Annotated in this window: 16 protein-coding genes and 1 pseudogene; 7 read left to right on the forward strand and 10 right to left on the reverse strand. The window is 73.5% G+C overall.

Annotated elements, in window-relative coordinates:
• The first annotated feature begins 17 nt into the window (after positions 1-17).
• The gene (locus ACIP9D_RS11105; protein ID WP_350869376.1) at positions 18-704 is read left to right on the forward strand and encodes a pentapeptide repeat-containing protein; all 687 of its coding nucleotides are present in this window, start codon (positions 18-20) and stop codon (positions 702-704) included.
• Positions 705-798: 94 nt separating this feature from the next.
• Here the strand turns inward: ACIP9D_RS11105 and ACIP9D_RS11110 are convergent, their stop codons facing one another.
• From ACIP9D_RS11110 to ACIP9D_RS11120, 3 genes are all read right to left on the reverse strand, one after another.
• Entirely contained in the window at positions 799-1,011 is a 213-nt protein-coding gene (locus ACIP9D_RS11110) for a hypothetical protein (protein ID WP_350869378.1), read from the reverse strand.
• Between the two features lie 302 nt (positions 1,012-1,313).
• Positions 1,314-2,720, reverse strand: a complete 1,407-nt coding sequence (locus ACIP9D_RS11115; protein WP_350869380.1) for a carboxylesterase family protein — start codon at positions 2,718-2,720, stop codon at positions 1,314-1,316.
• Between the two features lie 128 nt (positions 2,721-2,848).
• Positions 2,849-4,039, reverse strand: a complete 1,191-nt coding sequence (locus tag ACIP9D_RS11120; protein ID WP_350869381.1) for an MFS transporter — start codon at positions 4,037-4,039, stop codon at positions 2,849-2,851.
• A gap of 221 nt (positions 4,040-4,260) precedes the next feature.
• Here ACIP9D_RS11120 and ACIP9D_RS11125 point away from each other — a divergent pair, with 221 nt between their 5' ends.
• Positions 4,261-4,650 carry a DUF2267 domain-containing protein gene (locus ACIP9D_RS11125; protein ID WP_350869383.1) on the forward strand — a complete coding sequence of 130 codons (390 nt, stop codon included), beginning with the start codon at positions 4,261-4,263 and terminating at the stop codon, positions 4,648-4,650.
• 49 nt (positions 4,651-4,699) lie between these two features.
• Here the strand turns inward: ACIP9D_RS11125 and ACIP9D_RS11130 are convergent, their stop codons facing one another.
• Positions 4,700-5,200: a hypothetical protein gene (locus tag ACIP9D_RS11130; protein ID WP_350869385.1), complete on the reverse strand. Its 501-nt coding sequence runs from the start codon at positions 5,198-5,200 to the stop codon at positions 4,700-4,702.
• Positions 5,201-5,427: 227 nt separating this feature from the next.
• Here ACIP9D_RS11130 and ACIP9D_RS11135 point away from each other — a divergent pair, with 227 nt between their 5' ends.
• Entirely contained in the window at positions 5,428-6,150 is a 723-nt protein-coding gene (locus ACIP9D_RS11135; RefSeq protein WP_350869387.1) for a Clp protease N-terminal domain-containing protein, read from the forward strand.
• A 48-nt stretch (positions 6,151-6,198) separates the two neighbouring features.
• Here ACIP9D_RS11135 and ACIP9D_RS11140 read toward each other — a convergent pair whose 3' ends face one another.
• A complete protein-coding gene (locus ACIP9D_RS11140) occupies positions 6,199-6,717 on the reverse strand; it encodes a hypothetical protein (protein ID WP_350869388.1) in 519 nt (172 codons plus the stop codon).
• 101 nt (positions 6,718-6,818) lie between these two features.
• On the reverse strand, positions 6,819-7,010 hold the full coding sequence (locus ACIP9D_RS11145; RefSeq protein ID WP_350869390.1) for a DNA repair protein: 192 nt from the start codon (positions 7,008-7,010) through the stop codon (positions 6,819-6,821).
• A 234-nt stretch (positions 7,011-7,244) separates the two neighbouring features.
• Between ACIP9D_RS11145 and ACIP9D_RS11150 the strand changes: the two are divergent.
• From ACIP9D_RS11150 to ACIP9D_RS11160, 3 genes and pseudogenes are all read left to right on the forward strand, one after another.
• Positions 7,245-7,795: pseudogene (locus ACIP9D_RS11150) on the forward strand (DUF4396 domain-containing protein).
• A 175-nt stretch (positions 7,796-7,970) separates the two neighbouring features.
• Positions 7,971-8,633 carry a GNAT family N-acetyltransferase gene (locus ACIP9D_RS11155; protein ID WP_350869392.1) on the forward strand — a complete coding sequence of 221 codons (663 nt, stop codon included), beginning with the start codon at positions 7,971-7,973 and terminating at the stop codon, positions 8,631-8,633.
• Between the two features lie 519 nt (positions 8,634-9,152).
• Positions 9,153-9,512: an STAS domain-containing protein gene (locus tag ACIP9D_RS11160; RefSeq protein ID WP_350869395.1), complete on the forward strand. Its 360-nt coding sequence runs from the start codon at positions 9,153-9,155 to the stop codon at positions 9,510-9,512.
• Positions 9,513-9,544: 32 nt separating this feature from the next.
• On the opposite strand, the gene ACIP9D_RS11165 is transcribed toward ACIP9D_RS11160, so the two are convergent.
• Both ACIP9D_RS11165 and ACIP9D_RS11170 read right to left on the reverse strand, forming a co-directional pair.
• Positions 9,545-10,747, reverse strand: a complete 1,203-nt coding sequence (locus ACIP9D_RS11165; RefSeq protein WP_350869398.1) for a PP2C family protein-serine/threonine phosphatase — start codon at positions 10,745-10,747, stop codon at positions 9,545-9,547.
• 74 nt (positions 10,748-10,821) lie between these two features.
• On the reverse strand, positions 10,822-12,276 hold the full coding sequence (locus tag ACIP9D_RS11170; protein WP_350869400.1) for a glycoside hydrolase family 3 N-terminal domain-containing protein: 1,455 nt from the start codon (positions 12,274-12,276) through the stop codon (positions 10,822-10,824).
• 179 nt (positions 12,277-12,455) lie between these two features.
• On the opposite strand from ACIP9D_RS11170, the gene ACIP9D_RS11175 reads away from it, so the two are divergent.
• On the forward strand, positions 12,456-13,631 hold the full coding sequence (locus ACIP9D_RS11175) for an ROK family transcriptional regulator (protein ID WP_350869403.1): 1,176 nt from the start codon (positions 12,456-12,458) through the stop codon (positions 13,629-13,631).
• A gap of 189 nt (positions 13,632-13,820) precedes the next feature.
• On the opposite strand, the gene ACIP9D_RS11180 is transcribed toward ACIP9D_RS11175, so the two are convergent.
• Together ACIP9D_RS11180 and ACIP9D_RS11185 are read right to left on the reverse strand one after the other, a co-directional pair.
• On the reverse strand, positions 13,821-14,834 hold the full coding sequence (locus ACIP9D_RS11180) for an ABC transporter permease subunit (RefSeq protein ID WP_350869405.1): 1,014 nt from the start codon (positions 14,832-14,834) through the stop codon (positions 13,821-13,823).
• A complete protein-coding gene (locus tag ACIP9D_RS11185; protein ID WP_350869408.1) occupies positions 14,831-15,859 on the reverse strand; it encodes an ABC transporter ATP-binding protein in 1,029 nt (342 codons plus the stop codon). The genes ACIP9D_RS11180 and ACIP9D_RS11185 overlap by 4 nt, the downstream gene beginning before the upstream one ends.
• Positions 15,860-15,968 lie beyond the last annotated feature (109 nt).

Below are 15,968 nucleotides of genomic sequence, written 5' to 3' on the forward strand. Positions count from 1 at the left end.
GAACAGGTGGGAAAGACATGCGTACGACCACCGTGGGCGACGTGACGATCCTCCTGCCCGACCTCGATCCGGAAGACCTCGACCAGGTCGCCGGCCTACCCGACGACGACCTCCGCGACGGCCTGTTGGAGGAGGTCTCCTGGCGAGGTCAGCAGATCGCGGACCGGAACCTCCGAGGCTGCCGGATCACCGGAGCGGATCTCGGTGAGATCGCCTGGGAGGGCGGTGCCCTTTACGGCTGCGAGATCGTCCAGACGGACCTGTCCGGAGCGGCCCTGACCGGCGTCAGCATGGAGCGGTGCTCGGTCACCGGCTCCCGCTTCACTGGAACCCGACTCATCGACGTACGCCTCAAGGATGTCCTGTTCGACAACTGCCGGTTCGACTACGCCACCTTGAGTCGGGTCAGCGCCGCCGGTTCGGTGGCCTTCACCGACTGCACCCTCGTCCACGGCACATGGTCATCCTGCCGGCTCTCCGGCGTCGCGTTGCGGTCGTGCGACCTGAGCGACCTGGAACTGGACTCGTGCCGTCTCGATGGCGCCGATCTGCGGGGCAGCCGGCTGCACGCCTTCACGGCGCCGCTCGACAATTTGCAGGGCGTCGCCCTCACCGAGGAGCAGCTTCCCGAGCTGACCCGGATGGCCATCGACGCCCTGAGCATCGACGTCCGCGCCGACGCGGCGCGCGGCCACGACCGTTGACACCGCTACCAGCTGCGGCTTGTTTGCTGCAACAGCCGCGAGACCGAGCGAGTGGTTGTTCGCCGGAGACACCGTCCACGGCTCGTCCGGTCGTCTACCTGAATGGGGGTGCGCCTCCGTCCTCGAGGTAGACGCCGCCGCGTCCGATCGCGGCAATCGCCGCAGTGACCCGTCGAGCCAACCGGGGGATCAACACCTCGCCCAAGCGCTCCGGCTTGACTAACTCGAACCGGTCGAGCTCGTCCGGGCACCGCCGCATCGCCACGATCTGGTCCGCCGTCAGCACGCCGCCGTCGAACACGAACATGAGCCCGCCGTCCTATGGCGGGCTCGCCGGCACAGTCGACGCACAGCAGCGCTCCTGCGAGTACCGATAGGCCCAGCTCTTCTCGGCGGCGTGGCGCGAAAAGCCGGCGTAGCCCGGAGGCCGCCCATTCGATCGTGTGGACTGACTGGGACGCCGACTCGACCGAGTCGGGCCATGACCGCGAACAGTTGGACTCAGTAGACCTGGTTGTCGAGGCCATCGCCGCAGCCGCCGGCCTGCCCCAGACCGGACGCGACGACAACGCGCTCCCGACCGCCCCGTAACCCTGGACGGACACCGCGCTAGCCGAAGCGATGGACCTGCCCGCCCCGACTCCCGTACGGCGCCCAGCCGCGCTCGGTCAACGCCTCCGCGCCCCGGGCCGCGAACGACAGCCAGGCCGAGCGCAGCGAGCCGCCACGGTCGGCCACGTCCGTCCACAGCTGCCCGGCGAGCATCGGCGCCTGCGCCCAGGCGGCCTCGTCACCGAAGAGCCAGGGCAGGTCGCTGCAGTGGCAGGCCTGGTACGGCGAGGTCGAGCACGTCGCGTCGATGCGGTACGCGAAGACCCGGGCACCGCCTTGGGCCAGCAACCGAGCGAACCGCAGGGTCGGCCGGGCGAAGACCGACCGGGTCGCCAGCCCGATGAGCCCGTTCTCGACCGCGCGCCCGACCAGCGGTACGCGCTGGGAGACCGGACCGCCGGCGAGGAAGTAGGCGATCTCGCGGCGGGTGGTGCCGAGCACGACCTCGAGTTCCGCGGCGCCCGTCCGGCAGGCGATCCGCCACTCCCGTTCGTCCGGTAGCGGATCCACCCCGGCCACCGGCCCGTACACCGGGGCGAACCCCAGTCCGAGGCGACCGGCCAGGTCCCGGTCGGCGAGTTGCTGCGCCGTGACGATCTCCGCCGGCGATGCTTCCCGCGGATCCTGTCCGAGCCGGGCGAGGAAGCGCTCCGCCACCCGTCCGGCCCTGGCTTCGCCGACCAGCCCCAGCCCGAGCGGCGGGCTCTGCAACACCGCCCGGCGGAACAGCGGCCGGGCCTGCGCCACGCCGAGCAGGCAGGCGACCGAGTGGGCGCCCGACGACTGCCCGATCACGGTGACGTTCTCCGGGTCGCCGCCCAGCGCCTCGGCGTTGGCGCGGACCCAGCGCACCGCCTCGATCTGGTCCAGCAGGCCCAGGTTGCCGGGGGAGATGCCCGGCGCCCGCAGGTAGCCGAGCGCCCCGAGCCGGTAGTTGACGCTCACCACGACCGCGTCGCCCTCGCGGGCGAGCCGGTCGGTCCGGTACCGGTCCCAGGAACCGGCGCCGGAGCGGTACGAGCCGCCGTGCAGCCAGACCAGCACCGGCCGTCGGGCCCGGTCGGCGGCCGGTGTCACGATCGTCAGGTTGAGGCAGTCCTCGGACTGGCGGCCCACCTCCGACCAGCCGGCGGTCGCCACGGATCGGGTCGGTGGTTGCGGGCTGACGCCGCCGTGCTCCAGCGCGTCGCGGATCCCGGACCACGGTCGTTCGGGCACGGGTGGGGCGAACCGCTGCGCGGTCGCGTACCGGACGCCCCGCAGGATCGTCAGCCCGTCCGCCCGCCGGCCGCGCAGCGTGCCACCGCGTACGGTGACCAGCACCTCCGCCTCGACGTCACGGTGCCCGGCCGGGACGTTGCGGGTGACGGTGGTGCCGTCGCTCGTGATCGGCTCGAACGTCACTGCTGACCCTGCCTCTCAACGCCGCCTCCGCCAGAGAGGCGAGACCGCGCGCCACCCTAGCCTCGCCGCGAGCTGGGCGACTGGCGGCGTCGGCACCGGGAGACGCAGGTCATCGGGTGTCGGCCGGGTCATCCGGGCGCCCTCCTGGTGGCCCCGCGCAGCCCGAGCAGGGCGATGGCGGCCAGGACGATGACGCCGATCGTGTACTCGTCGGCGGTGCGGGGCAGGCCGCCGCCGTAGACCACCAGGAAGCCCGCGACGACGGCCGGCAGCCCGAGGCCGGCGTAGCAGACGATGTAGAGCAGGGAGAAGACGCTGGCGCGTTCGTGCGCCTCGACCAGCGGCATGACCGTCTTGAGGCTGCCCTGGAAGCCGCCGCCGAAGCCGATGCCGCTGATCGCGACGCCGAGGAAGAAGACGCCGACGGAGTCGGTGTTGATCGACACCATGGTGACGACCATGCCCACGATCAGGGCGGCGATCCCGGTGAGCATCAGGGTTCGGGCGGGGGCGTTGCGCATCACGAGCACGGTGATGGACGAGATGCCGGCGAGGACGAAGAGGGCCACCCCGCCGAACACGATCGAGGTGGGTCCGATGGCGCGGACCAGCGCGGGACCGAGCGAGCCGAAGAAGCCGGCCAGCGACCAGGCGGCGAAGAGCACCGGTGCGACCACCAGAATCGGTCCGCGTACGTTGCGGGGCAGTTTGACGTCCGGTCGCAGGCTCTGCAGCGCTCCCTTCGTCGGGCTGATCGTCTCGGGCATCAGCGCGACCCCGACGCCCTGGATCAGCAGGACCACCAGCAGGACGACGTACACCAGTCGCGTCGGCGCGGGCAGGAACTGCACGAGCAGCGCCGAGAGCAGCGCGCCGCCGCCGGTCCCGATGCCCGGCGCGATGGAGTTGGCGAGCGTGCCGCGGGCGCGGTTGATGTCGAGCATGGCGGCGCCGATGGCGCCGGTGGCGGCGCCGGCCGCCAGCCCCTGCACGATGCGGGCGGCCAGCAGGGTGGGTACGCCGTTGGCGAAGACGAAGATGACCAGCGAGATCATCTGGACCGCGATCGCGACGAACAGGATCGGCCGCCGTCCGACGTGGTCGGAGAGCTTGCCGAACGTGAGCAGGGTCGCCAGCACCGCGACGGCGTAGATGGCGAAGACCACGGTGGTCGTGATCGGGGAGAAGTGCCAGTTCGTCTGGTAGGTCCCGTAGAGCGGGGTCGGCGCGGCCGACGAGGCCAGGAACGACACGAGGAGGGAGGCGAGCAGCAGCAGGGTGAGGTTCGGTGAGAGTCGGCCCCGTTGCGCGATACCCATGTCACCGCTCCTGGAGTTGAGCCCCGGGCGGTTGCCCGCGGTCGACGTGGGCGCCCCTCCGATGACGGGCAGCCGCAGCGAAGTACCCGATGTGCTCGCACACACGCGGCCTGGGCGACCCCGACCTGCGCCGGGACGGGGCGGGCGCTGACGGGCCACTGGCCCCGTTTGTCGTCGGTGGCTGCGGGTAGGCACGCTTCTCCGATCGGGAAGGACGGGGCATGGCCGAGCTGAAGTTCTTCGACAAGGTGGCCGCCCGGGCGGGCGTCCCGGACGACACCGCGCGCGCCCTGAGCGAGGCCACCCTGCGTACCCTCGCGGAGCGGATCAGCGGCGGTGAGGCGGCCGACCTGGCCGGCCACGTGGCGCACGAGCTGCGTCCGCTGCTGGCGCGGGCCGCCCAGGAGGAGCCGGAGGTCTTCGCGTACGACGAGTTCCTCCGCCGGGTGGCAGAGCGCGCGGGGGTGGGGCCGCAGCTGGCCGAGCGGGGCGCGGGGGCCGTCCTGCAGACCCTGCATCGGGTGGTCGGGCATCGGGAGTTCGAACGGGCGCTGGCGCAGCTGCCCACCGAGATCCAGGCGCTGGCCCAGCCGGTGCCGCAGGGCCCCTGACCGGACCGCCCCGGGACGGGCCGCCGCGCCGTGCGGTGGCGGCCCGCGGTCAGCGCGGCAGAGCGTCGAGCAGCCGGCGCAGCGCCTGCTCGTACCCGTCGGGGCTGCCCCCGAGGCGGGCGAAGCTGCTCAGCGTCATCGTGTAGGTGCCCCCGTCGTCGATGCGGACGGCCTGGGCCTCGATGTCCTTGACCGCGAGGTAGCCCTTGCCGTCCAGGTCGAGGTCGGTCACCTGCCGGTAGATCTGGTCGGCCTGTTCGCGCTGGTAGTCGTAGGTCATCTCGCCGGCCGTCCGCGATGCCGTCGTCACGGTCAGGCTGGCCACGCCTTTGCCGTCGCCGAAGAGGCAGTTGCCCTGGTCGACCAACGGCTCACCGACCAGCTCGGAGGCCTGGGCGGCGGTGAACGGGCAGGCGGGCGGGGGTGCGTCGGCGATGTCGACCGGGGCGTCCAGGTTCACGCCGGCGTCGGACGCGGGCGCTTCGGTGCTGTCGCAACCGGTCAGGGCGAGGGTGGCCAGGCAGAGCGCGGGAAGGATCAGTCGGCGCACGGGTCGAGCTCCGTTCTTGCGTTCGGACGGCCGCCGGGCGGTTGACACCGGGCGGCGGACCCGGCGGGTCGTGCCATTGACGCTACGGGCGGGGCGCGGCGCGGGAATCGGGTGTTTCCCTAGCCTTTGATCCCGGCTCGTCGGGCTCATTACCGGCCCGGGCGGGAGGTCGAGCCGCCGTCAACTCAGGGTTGACGGTTGAAGCTTCGTCAACCTATGGTTGACGCATGACGAATCCCGCGAACTCCGTACGACTGGACGACCTGATCCAGGCGATCAAAAAGGCACATGACCAGCCCCTCGACCAGCTCACCGACGCGGTCCTCGCCGCGGACCATCTCGGCGAGGTGGCCGACCACCTGATCGGGCACTTCGTGGACCAGGCGCGCCGCGCCGGCGCCTCCTGGACCGACATCGGCCGGAGCATGGGCGTGACCAAGCAGGCGGCGCAGAAGCGCTTCGTTCCCCGGCCCGCGGACGCACCCCTGGATCCGCAGGAGGGCTTCAGCCGGTTCACCCCCCGCGCCCGCAGCGTGGTGATCGCCGCGCAGAGCATGGCGCGGGCCACCGGGCAGACCGAGATCCGCACCGAGCACCTGGTGCTGGGGCTGCTCAACGAGCCGGAGGCGCTCGCGGCCAAGGCGATCGTCGCGCAGGGCGTATCGCTGGAGCGGGTGCGCGAGGTCGCGACGGCCGTGCTGCCGCCGCCCACGTCAGGGGACATGCCGGAGCTGATCCCGTTCGACGCGCAGGCGAAGAAGGCGCTGGAGTTGACGTTCCGCGAGGCGCTGCGGCTGGGGCACAACTACATCGGCACCGAGCACATCCTGCTCGCCCTGCTGGAGTTGGGCGACGGGACGGGCGTGCTCGCCGGCCTCGGCGTCGACAAGGCCGCCACCGAGGCCGAGCTCATCGCGGCGCTCGACGCCGCCGTGCGGAAGCAGGACTGAGCCGGCGGCTCAGGACGCGGTGGGGGGAAGCGGGACTGAGCCGGCGGCTCAGGACGCGGTGGGGAAGCCGTAGCGGGTCGCGTGCTCCGGGTCGTCCGGGTCGATCTGACGGATGCCGGCGTCGGCGAGGCGCTTGTTGACCTCGTCGAGCTGCTCCCGCACCAGCCGGGCCTCCTCCTCGGTGACCCGGCCCCGGTGCGGCTTCCCGGCGTGTTCGATGGTGGCGTAGTCGAGCCGCTCGGGGCCCTTGCGGGCCTTCGGCGGACGGACCCGCTCCGCGGTCTTCAGCAGCTGCGCCATCGGCACATCGGTGGCCATCGCGTCGAACTCGCTCGCGGTGAGCACCACCCGGCGCGGCTCGCCGCCGCCGTGCCGATCGTGGATCTCCACGACGGCCACGTCGAGCGCGGCGTCGTCGATGTTCTCCACCTCTGTCGGGGTCGCGTCCAGTTGCACGGGGCCGGCCACCAGGTCAGGGTGCTCCAGCACGACGACGCGGACCACCTCGTCGTCGGGCTGCAGGACCGTGCCGCTGAAGTCGGAGACGTGGATCGTCTTCTTGCCCATGCGCGGAGCTTCTCCTGTCGTCGGCCGGGATTCCGGACCAGGAGACGTTACCCGACAGGTGTGCGAAAGCCCTTGGTGGACGACCGGGTGTGTCGCCGGCGTCAGCGGCTGTTGAGGCCGTGCCGGGCGGAGACGCCGGCCGGAAGCTTGTTCAGCTCGGCCCACCCCTGCCCTTCGCCAGCCTGACGGGCGCCCCGGTAGGGCGGCTGGGCCGGGAACCGGTCGGCGCTCTCCGGGGCCTTCCAGAGTCGGTCGGTGTCCTGCTGGAACCGGTCATTCGGCTGAATCGGCATGACCATACCGTCCCAAAGAAAGTTGTACATGTATGGAAATAGATATGACGCAGAACCTGAACGTCGGGTTCCGTTGCGGAGAAAGGAATCCGGCCGGGTCCGATCGGTAGGGCCCACCTACCCGTCCGGGGTCTTCGTCAATCCAGGGTCGGCGGGGAAAGTGACCACCGTCGCTGGCGTGATACCCCCGGGGGGTATACGGTCTCCGCCATGGAGAACGCGAACCTCACCCGGATGGCCATCGCCGCGACCCTGCACTGCCTCACCGGCTGCGCGATCGGCGAGGTGCTCGGCATGGTCATCGGCACCGCGCTCGGCTGGCCCGACCTCGGCACCGTCGCGTTGGCGGTCGCGCTCGCCTTCGTCTTCGGCTACGCCCTCACCGTCCGCCCGGTGCTCCGCTCGGGTCTGCCGCTACGCACCGCGATCCGGGTGGCGCTCGTCGCCGACACGTGAGCATCGCGGTGATGGAGGTGGTCGACAACGGCGTCATGCTGCTCGTGCCGGGCGCGATGGCCGCCGGGCTGACCGAGCCGCTGTTCTGGGTCAGCCTCGCCGGTGCGCTGGCGGTGGCCTTCCTGGTCACCGTGCCGGTCAACCGCGCCCTGATCGCCCGCGGACGTGGGCATGCGGTGACCCACGCCTACCACGACGGCGCCGGGCACCCGGCCGAGGCCGAGCACCCCGTCCCGGACCCCGGCATGCCGATCCCGGGAGCCGGCAGCCCGGCGCCGGGTGAGCCGCGGGCGGGGAACGAGGCACCCACCGCTCACCACCGGCACTGACCGGATCCGCCCGTCCCGGCCGCCGTGCCCGGCGTACGGTGATCGGCGACGGCGCCCCGCGTGGCCGAGCCGGCCCGGGCGCCACGCCGCCGGGACGGGCGGGCGCGGCGGATCGGGAAGGGTCGTCGGGCCGGGACGGTGGGCCCGGGCGAGGCGGATCAGGGGAGGTGGTGGCGTGCTCGACCGACGGCTCCACCTGCACCTGGCGTCCTGGCTCGGGCAGTGGCCGGCTGGCCCGGGGCTGCACGTGGTCAGCTCGCAGCGACGTGCCCGACCGGCCTGGGACGGCCGGCTGCGGCCCGCGATCGCGGTCGGCAACGCGTCCAGCACCGTGCTCTCCGTACCGGCGGATCGGGTGGTGGCGGTCCGCTCGCTCGCCGGACGCCCGGTGGAGCGGCTGATCCCGGCGCTGCCCGCGGCCGTCGGCCTGCCCGACTGGCCCACCCACGACGGCGCGTTCCGCTGGAGCCTGGCCCCGGCGCCGCTGCCGGACGTCGGGGAGTGGATCCCGCCCACCTCGCCCGGGCTGCCCGCCTGGCTGCGGCTCTTCGACCGGGACGTGCTGGTGGTCCGCGGGTCGGGCGGTGAGTACCTGGCCGGGGCGGGCATCAAGCGGCACGACGCGCACGGTCACGAACTGGCCGTCGGCACCGTGCCGGCCGCCCGGGGCCGGGGCTTGGCGCGGCGACTGGTCGCCCAGGCGGCCCGTCGGGTGCTCGACGAGGGCGCGGTGCCGACCTACCTGCACGAGCGGAACAATCGGGCGTCAGCCCGGGTCGCGGAGGCTGCCGGCTTCCCGGATCGGGGTTGGCGCTCGTTCGGGGTCTACCCCGCCTGAGGCAGGGCCGGGCGGTCGCGGGGGCGGGCGATACCGCCGGGCGCGGACCGTGGATCCCGGGCCGGATCCACGGTCCGCAGCCTCCCCCCAGGTCCCCGTGCGAGCGCCCGGCGGCGGGTGCGTCCGGTCGCTACTCCCGCCGATCACGCTACGTATCGAACTGACCCGGGGCAAGATGCGCCCTGCCGGTTCGGCGTGTCGAATAGTGGACTTGACCTGGAACGGAAGCTGCCCTTGCGCCGGGCGGGGTCAGTGACGCAGCGTGCGGACAAGGCCGAGCACCTGCCGGGTCCGGACCTGCTCCGGCGACCGGTCGCGACAGGTGCAGGGCCACTTTCAGGTACGCCGGCCAGAGCAGCTCCGGCAGGTGCGGGCGCAGCTCGCCGTCGACCTGCGTGGTGGACCGGAGACCCGTCGAGATCGGCCGACGCGCCGAGCGTCGGGCGCGACCTGCCGGTATGGTCGAACGGCGCCGGCCGTCGGGCCGTGCGGACCGACGACTTCCCGCGGGGGCGACAGATGGACGTGCGCCTGCGCGACGCGGGACCGGGGCAGCTGATCCTGCGCCCGGTGGGCGAGGTCGACATGGCCACCGCCGACACCCTCGACGCCGCCCTGGCCGACGCGCTGAGCCGGCCGGGCACCCGGGAGTTGGTCGTCGACCTGACCGAGGTCCGTTTCCTCGACTCCACCGGCGTACGGGTCCTGGTCGGCGCCGCGGCCACCGCGCGCCGCGACGGCGTGACGTTCCGGGTGACCGACCCGCAGCCCATCGTGGCCCGGGTGCTTCGCATCACCTCGGTCGGCGCGCTGCTCGGACTGGGCGCGGACGGGCCGGCCCGGCCCGCCGGGCAGGGTTTCCGGGGCCTCGACCGGTGACCGGTCGGACACCCGGACCGCCGGACGCAGCGTCACGGCTCCACTCTCGCCGCCGCTTCCGGTGACCACTCGACCAGCAGCAGGGTGGTGTCGTCGCGCAGCCGGCCGTCCTGGTGCTCGATCACCGCGTGGCTGAGCCGACGTAGCGTCTCCGGGGTGGGCAGACCGGAGCTGATGTGCCGCTCCGCGAGATCGGCGAGCCGGCCGAGGCCGAACAGCTCGCCCGCGTCGTTTCGCGCCTCGGTCACCCCGTCGGTGTACAGCAGCAGCCGGTCGTCGGGCTCCAACCTGGTCCGGGCCGCCTCGATCCGGTCGTTCGGCAGGCCGAGCGGGAGCCGTCGGCCCTCCGTCAGGGCCTGCACCGTGCGGCCGCCGCGCAGCAGCAGCGGCGGAGGATGCCCGGCGTTGAGGTAGCGCAGTAGGCCGGTGCCGGTGTCGAACTCGGCGAGCACCGCGGTGACGAAGCGGGCGTCCCGCCACTGGCTGAGGATCGCGGCGTCCACCGCCCGGGCCAGCCCGGCCAGGTCGCTGCCGGCCCGCCGGGCGGCCCGCATCGCGGCCAGCGCGACCGAGGTGGTCAGCACCGCCGGCAGGCCGTGCCCGACCCCGTCGAGGATGGCCAGCGTGACCGTGTTTCCGTTCAGGGCGTAGTCGAAGGCGTCCCCGCCGACCTCGTAGGAGGGTTCGAGCAGCGCGCTGATCGTCGCGTCGGGAGTGGCGAAGGTGAGCGGCGGCAGCAGCTGCCAGAGCAGCTCTGCGGAGACCTCCATCCGTTGACTGCGGCGGGCCCGTTGCAGGCCGTCGCCGTAGCTGGACTTGCTGGTGATCAGATGCCCGATCAGCCCGGCGACCAGTCGGCAGCCGCCCCGCAGCGCCGCGTCGTCGAGGTCAACTCCCGGCGGCGGGACGATCTCCAGCAGCCCCAGCCGGTCGGTGCCGTCGACCACCGGCACCCAGAGCCGGGGCGGTGGCCCCTGGCCGGCGTGCACCTCGACCTGGGTGAAGGCACGCCCGGCGAGGCTCACGTCGATCGGCAGCGGAGCCGGCGTCGGCCGGCCCGGTGTCGGCAACGGGCGCAGGTCGCACTGCTCGGCGTCGACCAGGTAGATGGTCGACGTGACCCCGAGCGGCCGGAGCACGGCGTCGACCACCATCGGCAGGTCGTCCGGCAGCAGCCGGTGCGACCGCAGTTGCAGGTCGGCCAGGGCCCGGAGCCAGGGTTCGGTCGCGGTCATGCCGCCCATTACCCCGGCCCCGGCCGACCACGCCCCACGAAGCGGGTGACCCGTGGGGTGTGGTCGGCGACTGCTCAGCCGGCCAGGCCGAGCGCCTCGGCCGCGGCGCGGCCGTTGGCGTGGCTCGCCCCGTACGTGGTGACGAAGGCGCGGACGCCCACCGGACGCCACCGTGCCGGCCAGCCCATCTCCACCACCGTCACCGGGTGCTCGGCGGCCAGCGCCGCGACCAGCTCCGGGCCGCCGGGCAGTCGGTGCAGGTGCCGGCCGACCAGCACGATCGGCCGGTCCCCGGCGCGCTGGCGCAGGCTCGCCGGGTCGGTCTCGGCGGCCACCACCCGGATCTCCTCCGCGTCGGCCAGGTGCGGGCCGAGCCCCCAGGGCACCCGGCCCTCGGCGATGGTCGAGGCGGCGTGCAGCTGCACCACCAGCGGCCGGTTCAAATCGGTGAGCACGCCGTCGATCTTCACGGCGCGTCGCGCCGCCGCGTACCCGAGGTCGGTGCCGCCGCCGGTCGGCTCGCGGCCGGCGGCCCGGGTCCAGGCGGCGAGCGTGGCGGCGCGCCCGGCCGCCTCCTCGACGCGGGCGGAGTCCAGCCGCCCGTCGCCGAGCGCGTCCGCGATCTCGGCGGCGACGTGCTCCACCAGCTCGGCGTCGACCGCGGCGCCGATGCAGAGCAGGTCCGCGCCGGCGGCGAGGGCCCGGACGGCGGCCGGCCCGACGCCGCCGGCGGCGACGGAGGCGCCCTTCATCTCCAGCGCATCGGTGATCACGGCGCCGGTGAAGCCGTACTCGGTGCGGAGCAGGTCGACCAGGACCGCCCGGCTGAAGGTGGCCGGGCCGTCGCCGGTCAGTGCCGGCACCCGGATGTGCGCGGTCATCACGGCCTGGGCGCCGGCCGCGACCACGGCGGCGAACGGCGGCAGATCCCGTCGGCGCAGCACGTCGAGTGGAACGTCCACGGTGGGCAGTTCGTGGTGTGAGTCGGCGACCGTGGCGCCGTGCCCGGGGAAGTGCTTGGCGCAGGCCGCGACGCCGCTCGCCTGAAGCCCGGCCACCGCGGCGGCGGAGTGCGCGGCGACCCGGACCGGGTCCGCGCCGAAGGAACGGGTGCCGATCACCGGGTTCTCGTCGGCGGTGTTCACGTCGACCGTCGGGGCGAGGTTCACCGTGATGCCGAGCCCGGCCAGCTCGGTGCCGATCGCCTCGTAGACCCGGCGGGTGAGAGCCACGTCGCCGATCGCGCCGAGCGCGGCGTTGCCGGGGTAGGGGCTGCCGGTGGCGTGCGCCAGCCGGGTGACGTCGCCGCCCTCCTCGTCGATGGCGATCAGCACGTCGGCCCGGCCGACCCGCAGCGCGGCGGTACTCGCCGCCACCTGCGCCGGGTCGTGCACGTTGGTGCCGAACAGGGTGTGCCCGGCGAGACCCTCGGCAACCAGGTCGACCGCCCAGTCCGGCGGCACCGGCCCCGGGTACGCGGCCAGCAGCGTGCCCAGCGCGAGCCGGCGCAGTCCTGGATCCAGCCCCACGTGATCTCCCCTTTCGGTGCCGAATCGGCACGGATGTCGTACCCGGTCCCGGCCGTCCCGGTCGTGCAGCGCTGCCGGGTCGTCCGAGTACTGCCGGTCCGGGTGGCCGATACGCTACGGCTACCCGTTCGCAGGTAGGTTTACAGTTAGCAAAGTTTACTAAATCTAGAGGACGTGGCATGAGTGCGACCCGGCTGCCCGGCACCCCCCGCCTGTTGCGGGCGCTCAACGACCGAGCGGCGCTGGAACTGCTGCTCGAGCGGGGGCCACTGACCCGGGCCCGGCTCGGCGAGCTGACCGGGCTCTCCAAGGTGACCGCGTCGCAGCTCGTCGAGCGGCTGGAGGAGCGCGGCCTGGTCACCCGGGTCGGCGAGCAGGCCGGCGGGCGAGGGCCGAACGCCCAGCTCTACGCCGTACGACCGGGCAGCGCGCATGTCGTCGGCGTGGACGTCGGCCCGGACCGGGTGGTGGCCGCCTGCGCGGACATCACCGGCGCGGTGATCGGCCGGGTGGAGCAGTCGACCCGGGACACCGACGATCCGGTGGGCGTGGTGCACAACGCGGTGGTCCAGGCGGCGAGCAGCGCTCAGGCGCAGCTGTCCAGCGTGCGGCGAATCGTGCTCGGCACGCCGGGCCTGGTCGACCCGGGCACCGGCGACATCACCTTCGCCTTCAACCTGCCGCGCTGGCACAGCGGCCTGCTCGCCGCGCTGCGCGAGGACCTGCACACCCCGGTGGTCTTCGAGAACGACGTGAACCTCGCCGCGGTCGCCGAGGCGCAGTCCGGCGCCGCCCAGGGGGTCTCCGACTTCGTGCTGGTCTGGGTCGGCGCGGGCGTCGGTCTGGCGATCATGCTCGGCGGGCGGCTGCATCACGGCAGCAGCGGCGCGGCAGGCGAGATCGGCTACCTGCCGGTGCCCGGCGCTCCCATTCCGCGTGACGTCTCGCGCCGGGCCAAGCCGGCGTTCCAGCAGGTGGCCGGTGCGGACGCGGTCCGCGCCGTGGCCCGCGAGCACGGCTTCCGCGAACGGGACACCGCCGACGCGGTACGGGCGGCGGTCGAGGCCGGCGCCGCCGGCGGCCCCATGCTGGACGAGGTGGCCCGCCGGTTGGCGCTCGGTGTGGCGAGCACCTGCGTGGTGCTCGACCCGCCGCTGGTGGTGCTCGCCGGCGAGGTGGGCCAGGCGGGCGGCGCGGCGCTGGCCGAGCGGGTGCAGCGAGAGGTCGCGGCGATCACGCTGGTCCGGCCCCGGGTGGTGCCGACCGGGCTGACCGAGGAGCCGATCCTGCGGGGCGCGCTGCGCACGGCCCTGAACGCCGTCCGCGACGAGGTCTTCGGCTCCACCGTCGGCTGACCCGCTCCGGGGGGACCGGAAGAACCCGGCCCCGGCCCACCCGGCGCGCCCCCGCCAGCCGGACCCGAGCGCCGACCCCACCCCTGCGGGTGGGGTCGCGCCGCGATCCGTCATGCGAAGGAATTCTTCACCATCGGCCCGGGCGCTGCAAGGCGTCGCCGCCGCGCCCGGGCCGGGCTTCGCCGCAGCTCAGATCAGGTCTCGGCGGCGGAACGTGGTGAATGCCGCCACCGCCAGCACCGCCGTCAACCCGAGCAGCACGGCCAGGGCCGGGGCCCAGGTCAGGGTGTACGAACCGTCGCAGAAACCGGTGCCGCTGTTGATGCAGGCCCGGGCGTCCCAGAACCGGGCCTCGCCGCTGAGCCAGGCACCGATGTGGCTGGAGAGCATGAGCTGGTCCGGGCGGGCCGCGTCGACGATCTCCAGCACCAGCCGCGCGCCGAGTTCCCAGACCACCGCGTACGCCGCGGCCGCGCCGAGCGCGGCGGAGGTGTGCCGGCCCAGCGTGGCGAGCGCGAAGCCGAGCGTGCTGGCGAGCAGCACCAGCACCATGCCGCGGCCGTGGATCGCGCCGAGCCCCCGCCAGAACTCACCGTCCAGCCGGCCCGGCAACCCGGCGGTCTGCCCGATGACCCAGAACGTGGCGAGATAGGCCGCCGAGGCGAGCAGCGACAGCACCAGCACCGCACCGAGCAGCGTGCCCAGCTTCGCGCCGAGCACCGTCAACCGGCGAGGCCGCCAGAGCAGCAGGTTGACCACCCCGCCCGAGTTGAGGTCCGCGCCGATGTAGGAGGCGCCGACCAGGAACCCGAACAGCACCAGGAAGGCGATCAGGAAGTAGAGCAGCGGCCGGGCCTGCTGGTCGAAACTGAAGACCCCGGTGAGGAAGTCGCTCGCCACCGGCAACCGCTCCATCCGCCCCGGGTCGAGTTCGCTGCAGTTCTCCGGGAAGTACTCGCGCTCCACGCCGGGCGCCAGGGTGCCGTTCACCTGGTCCACGCAGCGCTGGTAGGTGAGTTCCAGTTGCTGCCGCGCCTGGGCGGCCTGGCTGCGGGCCTCGGAGAGTTCGCTCGCGGTGGGCCGGTGCGACCCGGCCAGGGTGGTCGCCGCGGTGACGCCGAACGCCAGCACCAGCAGGACCATCATCAGCTGCACGAAGCGGCGGGCGCCCAGCCGCTCCAGCTCGGCACGGACCAGGTTCACGCGTTGCCTCCTCTGCCCGCGCCGGCCTCGGCGTCCAGGTCGATCAGCCCGTCCACCGGCGGCGGCGCGTCGGGCAGCGCCGAACCGTCGACCTGGCGGGGCAGCGCCAGATGCGAGCCCTCGCCGGTCAGTTCCAGGAAGACGCTCTCCAGGTCGGGCCGCAGCGGAGTCAGCTCGGTCACCCAGAGACCCTGCTCGCCGAGCACCCGGCTGAGCACGCTCGCGTCGGTGACCTGGCCGACAACCAGATGCTCGGGGTGCGCGGCGACCGGCAGCCCGGCCTCGCGCAGCAGCTCCGCCGCCCGCTCCGGCTCGGCCACCCGGACCAGGAACTCGTGCTGGTCGAAGCCGGCGAGCACCTCGTCCACCCGACCCGCCGCCACCCGACGACCCTGAGAGATGATCGTGACGTGGTCGCAGATCAGCTGGATCTCGCCGAGGATGTGGCTGGAGACCAGCACGGTCACTCCGGCCGCGGCCAGTGACCGCATCAGGTCCCGCATCTCCCGGATACCCGCCGGGTCCAACCCGTTTGCCGGCTCGTCGAGGATGAGCAGCTCCGGATCCTTCAGCAGCGCCGACGCGACGGCCAGCAGCTGCTTCATGCCGAGCGAGTAGCCCTTCACCCGATCGCCGCCCCGCTCGAGCAGGCCGACCTGCTCCAGCACCTCGTCCACCCGGCCGACCGGCACGCCGCCGGCCCGGGCGAGCAGACGCAGAGTGCGGTGGCCGGTGAAGTTGCCGAAGAACTGCGGGCTCTCCACGATCGCCCCGACCCGGCCGGCGACCTGGGGCAGCTGTGCGGGCGACGGGGCGCCGAGCACGCTCATCCGCCCGCTGTCCGGACGGACCAGCCCGAGCAGCGCACGCAGGGTGGTGGTCTTGCCCGACCCGTTCGGGCCGAGGAAGCCGTGCACCTGGCCGGCCTCGACCAGCAGGTCGAAGCCGTCGACCGCGACCCGGCGGCCGTGCCGCACACTGTGGAAGGTCTTGCGCAGACCCTCGATCTCGATGACCGCGCTCATCCGCGCGGCTCCCTGCTCGGACCGGGCATGGACCGTCCTCCGGGTGTGGTGACCAACGACACGGCGCCCCACCCTATGGCGGGCATGCCGCCCGTGGGGGGCACCGACG

Origin of the sequence: Micromonospora sp. NPDC093243 (assembly GCF_044753725.1) — a bacterium.
Lineage (GTDB): Bacteria > Actinomycetota > Actinomycetes > Mycobacteriales > Micromonosporaceae > Micromonospora.

What these genes read in the sequence shown, in the direction of transcription:
- ACIP9D_RS11105 (WP_350869376.1), top strand. Translation starts at nt 18, where the DNA reads ATGCGTACGACCACCGTGGGCGACGTGACGATCCTCCTGCCCGACCTC.
- ACIP9D_RS11110 (WP_350869378.1), bottom strand. Translation starts at nt 1,011, where the DNA reads ATGTTCGTGTTCGACGGCGGCGTGCTGACGGCGGACCAGATCGTGGCG.
- ACIP9D_RS11120 (WP_350869381.1), bottom strand. Translation starts at nt 4,039, where the DNA reads ATGGGTATCGCGCAACGGGGCCGACTCTCACCGAACCTCACCCTGCTG.
- ACIP9D_RS11125 (WP_350869383.1), top strand. Translation starts at nt 4,261, where the DNA reads ATGGCCGAGCTGAAGTTCTTCGACAAGGTGGCCGCCCGGGCGGGCGTC.
- ACIP9D_RS11135 (WP_350869387.1), top strand. Translation starts at nt 5,428, where the DNA reads ATGACGAATCCCGCGAACTCCGTACGACTGGACGACCTGATCCAGGCG.
- ACIP9D_RS11140 (WP_350869388.1), bottom strand. Translation starts at nt 6,717, where the DNA reads ATGGGCAAGAAGACGATCCACGTCTCCGACTTCAGCGGCACGGTCCTG.
- ACIP9D_RS11145 (WP_350869390.1), bottom strand. Translation starts at nt 7,010, where the DNA reads ATGCCGATTCAGCCGAATGACCGGTTCCAGCAGGACACCGACCGACTC.
- ACIP9D_RS11160 (WP_350869395.1), top strand. Translation starts at nt 9,153, where the DNA reads ATGGACGTGCGCCTGCGCGACGCGGGACCGGGGCAGCTGATCCTGCGC.
- ACIP9D_RS11165 (WP_350869398.1), bottom strand. Translation starts at nt 10,747, where the DNA reads ATGACCGCGACCGAACCCTGGCTCCGGGCCCTGGCCGACCTGCAACTG.
- ACIP9D_RS11175 (WP_350869403.1), top strand. Translation starts at nt 12,456, where the DNA reads ATGAGTGCGACCCGGCTGCCCGGCACCCCCCGCCTGTTGCGGGCGCTC.
- ACIP9D_RS11185 (WP_350869408.1), bottom strand. Translation starts at nt 15,859, where the DNA reads ATGAGCGCGGTCATCGAGATCGAGGGTCTGCGCAAGACCTTCCACAGT.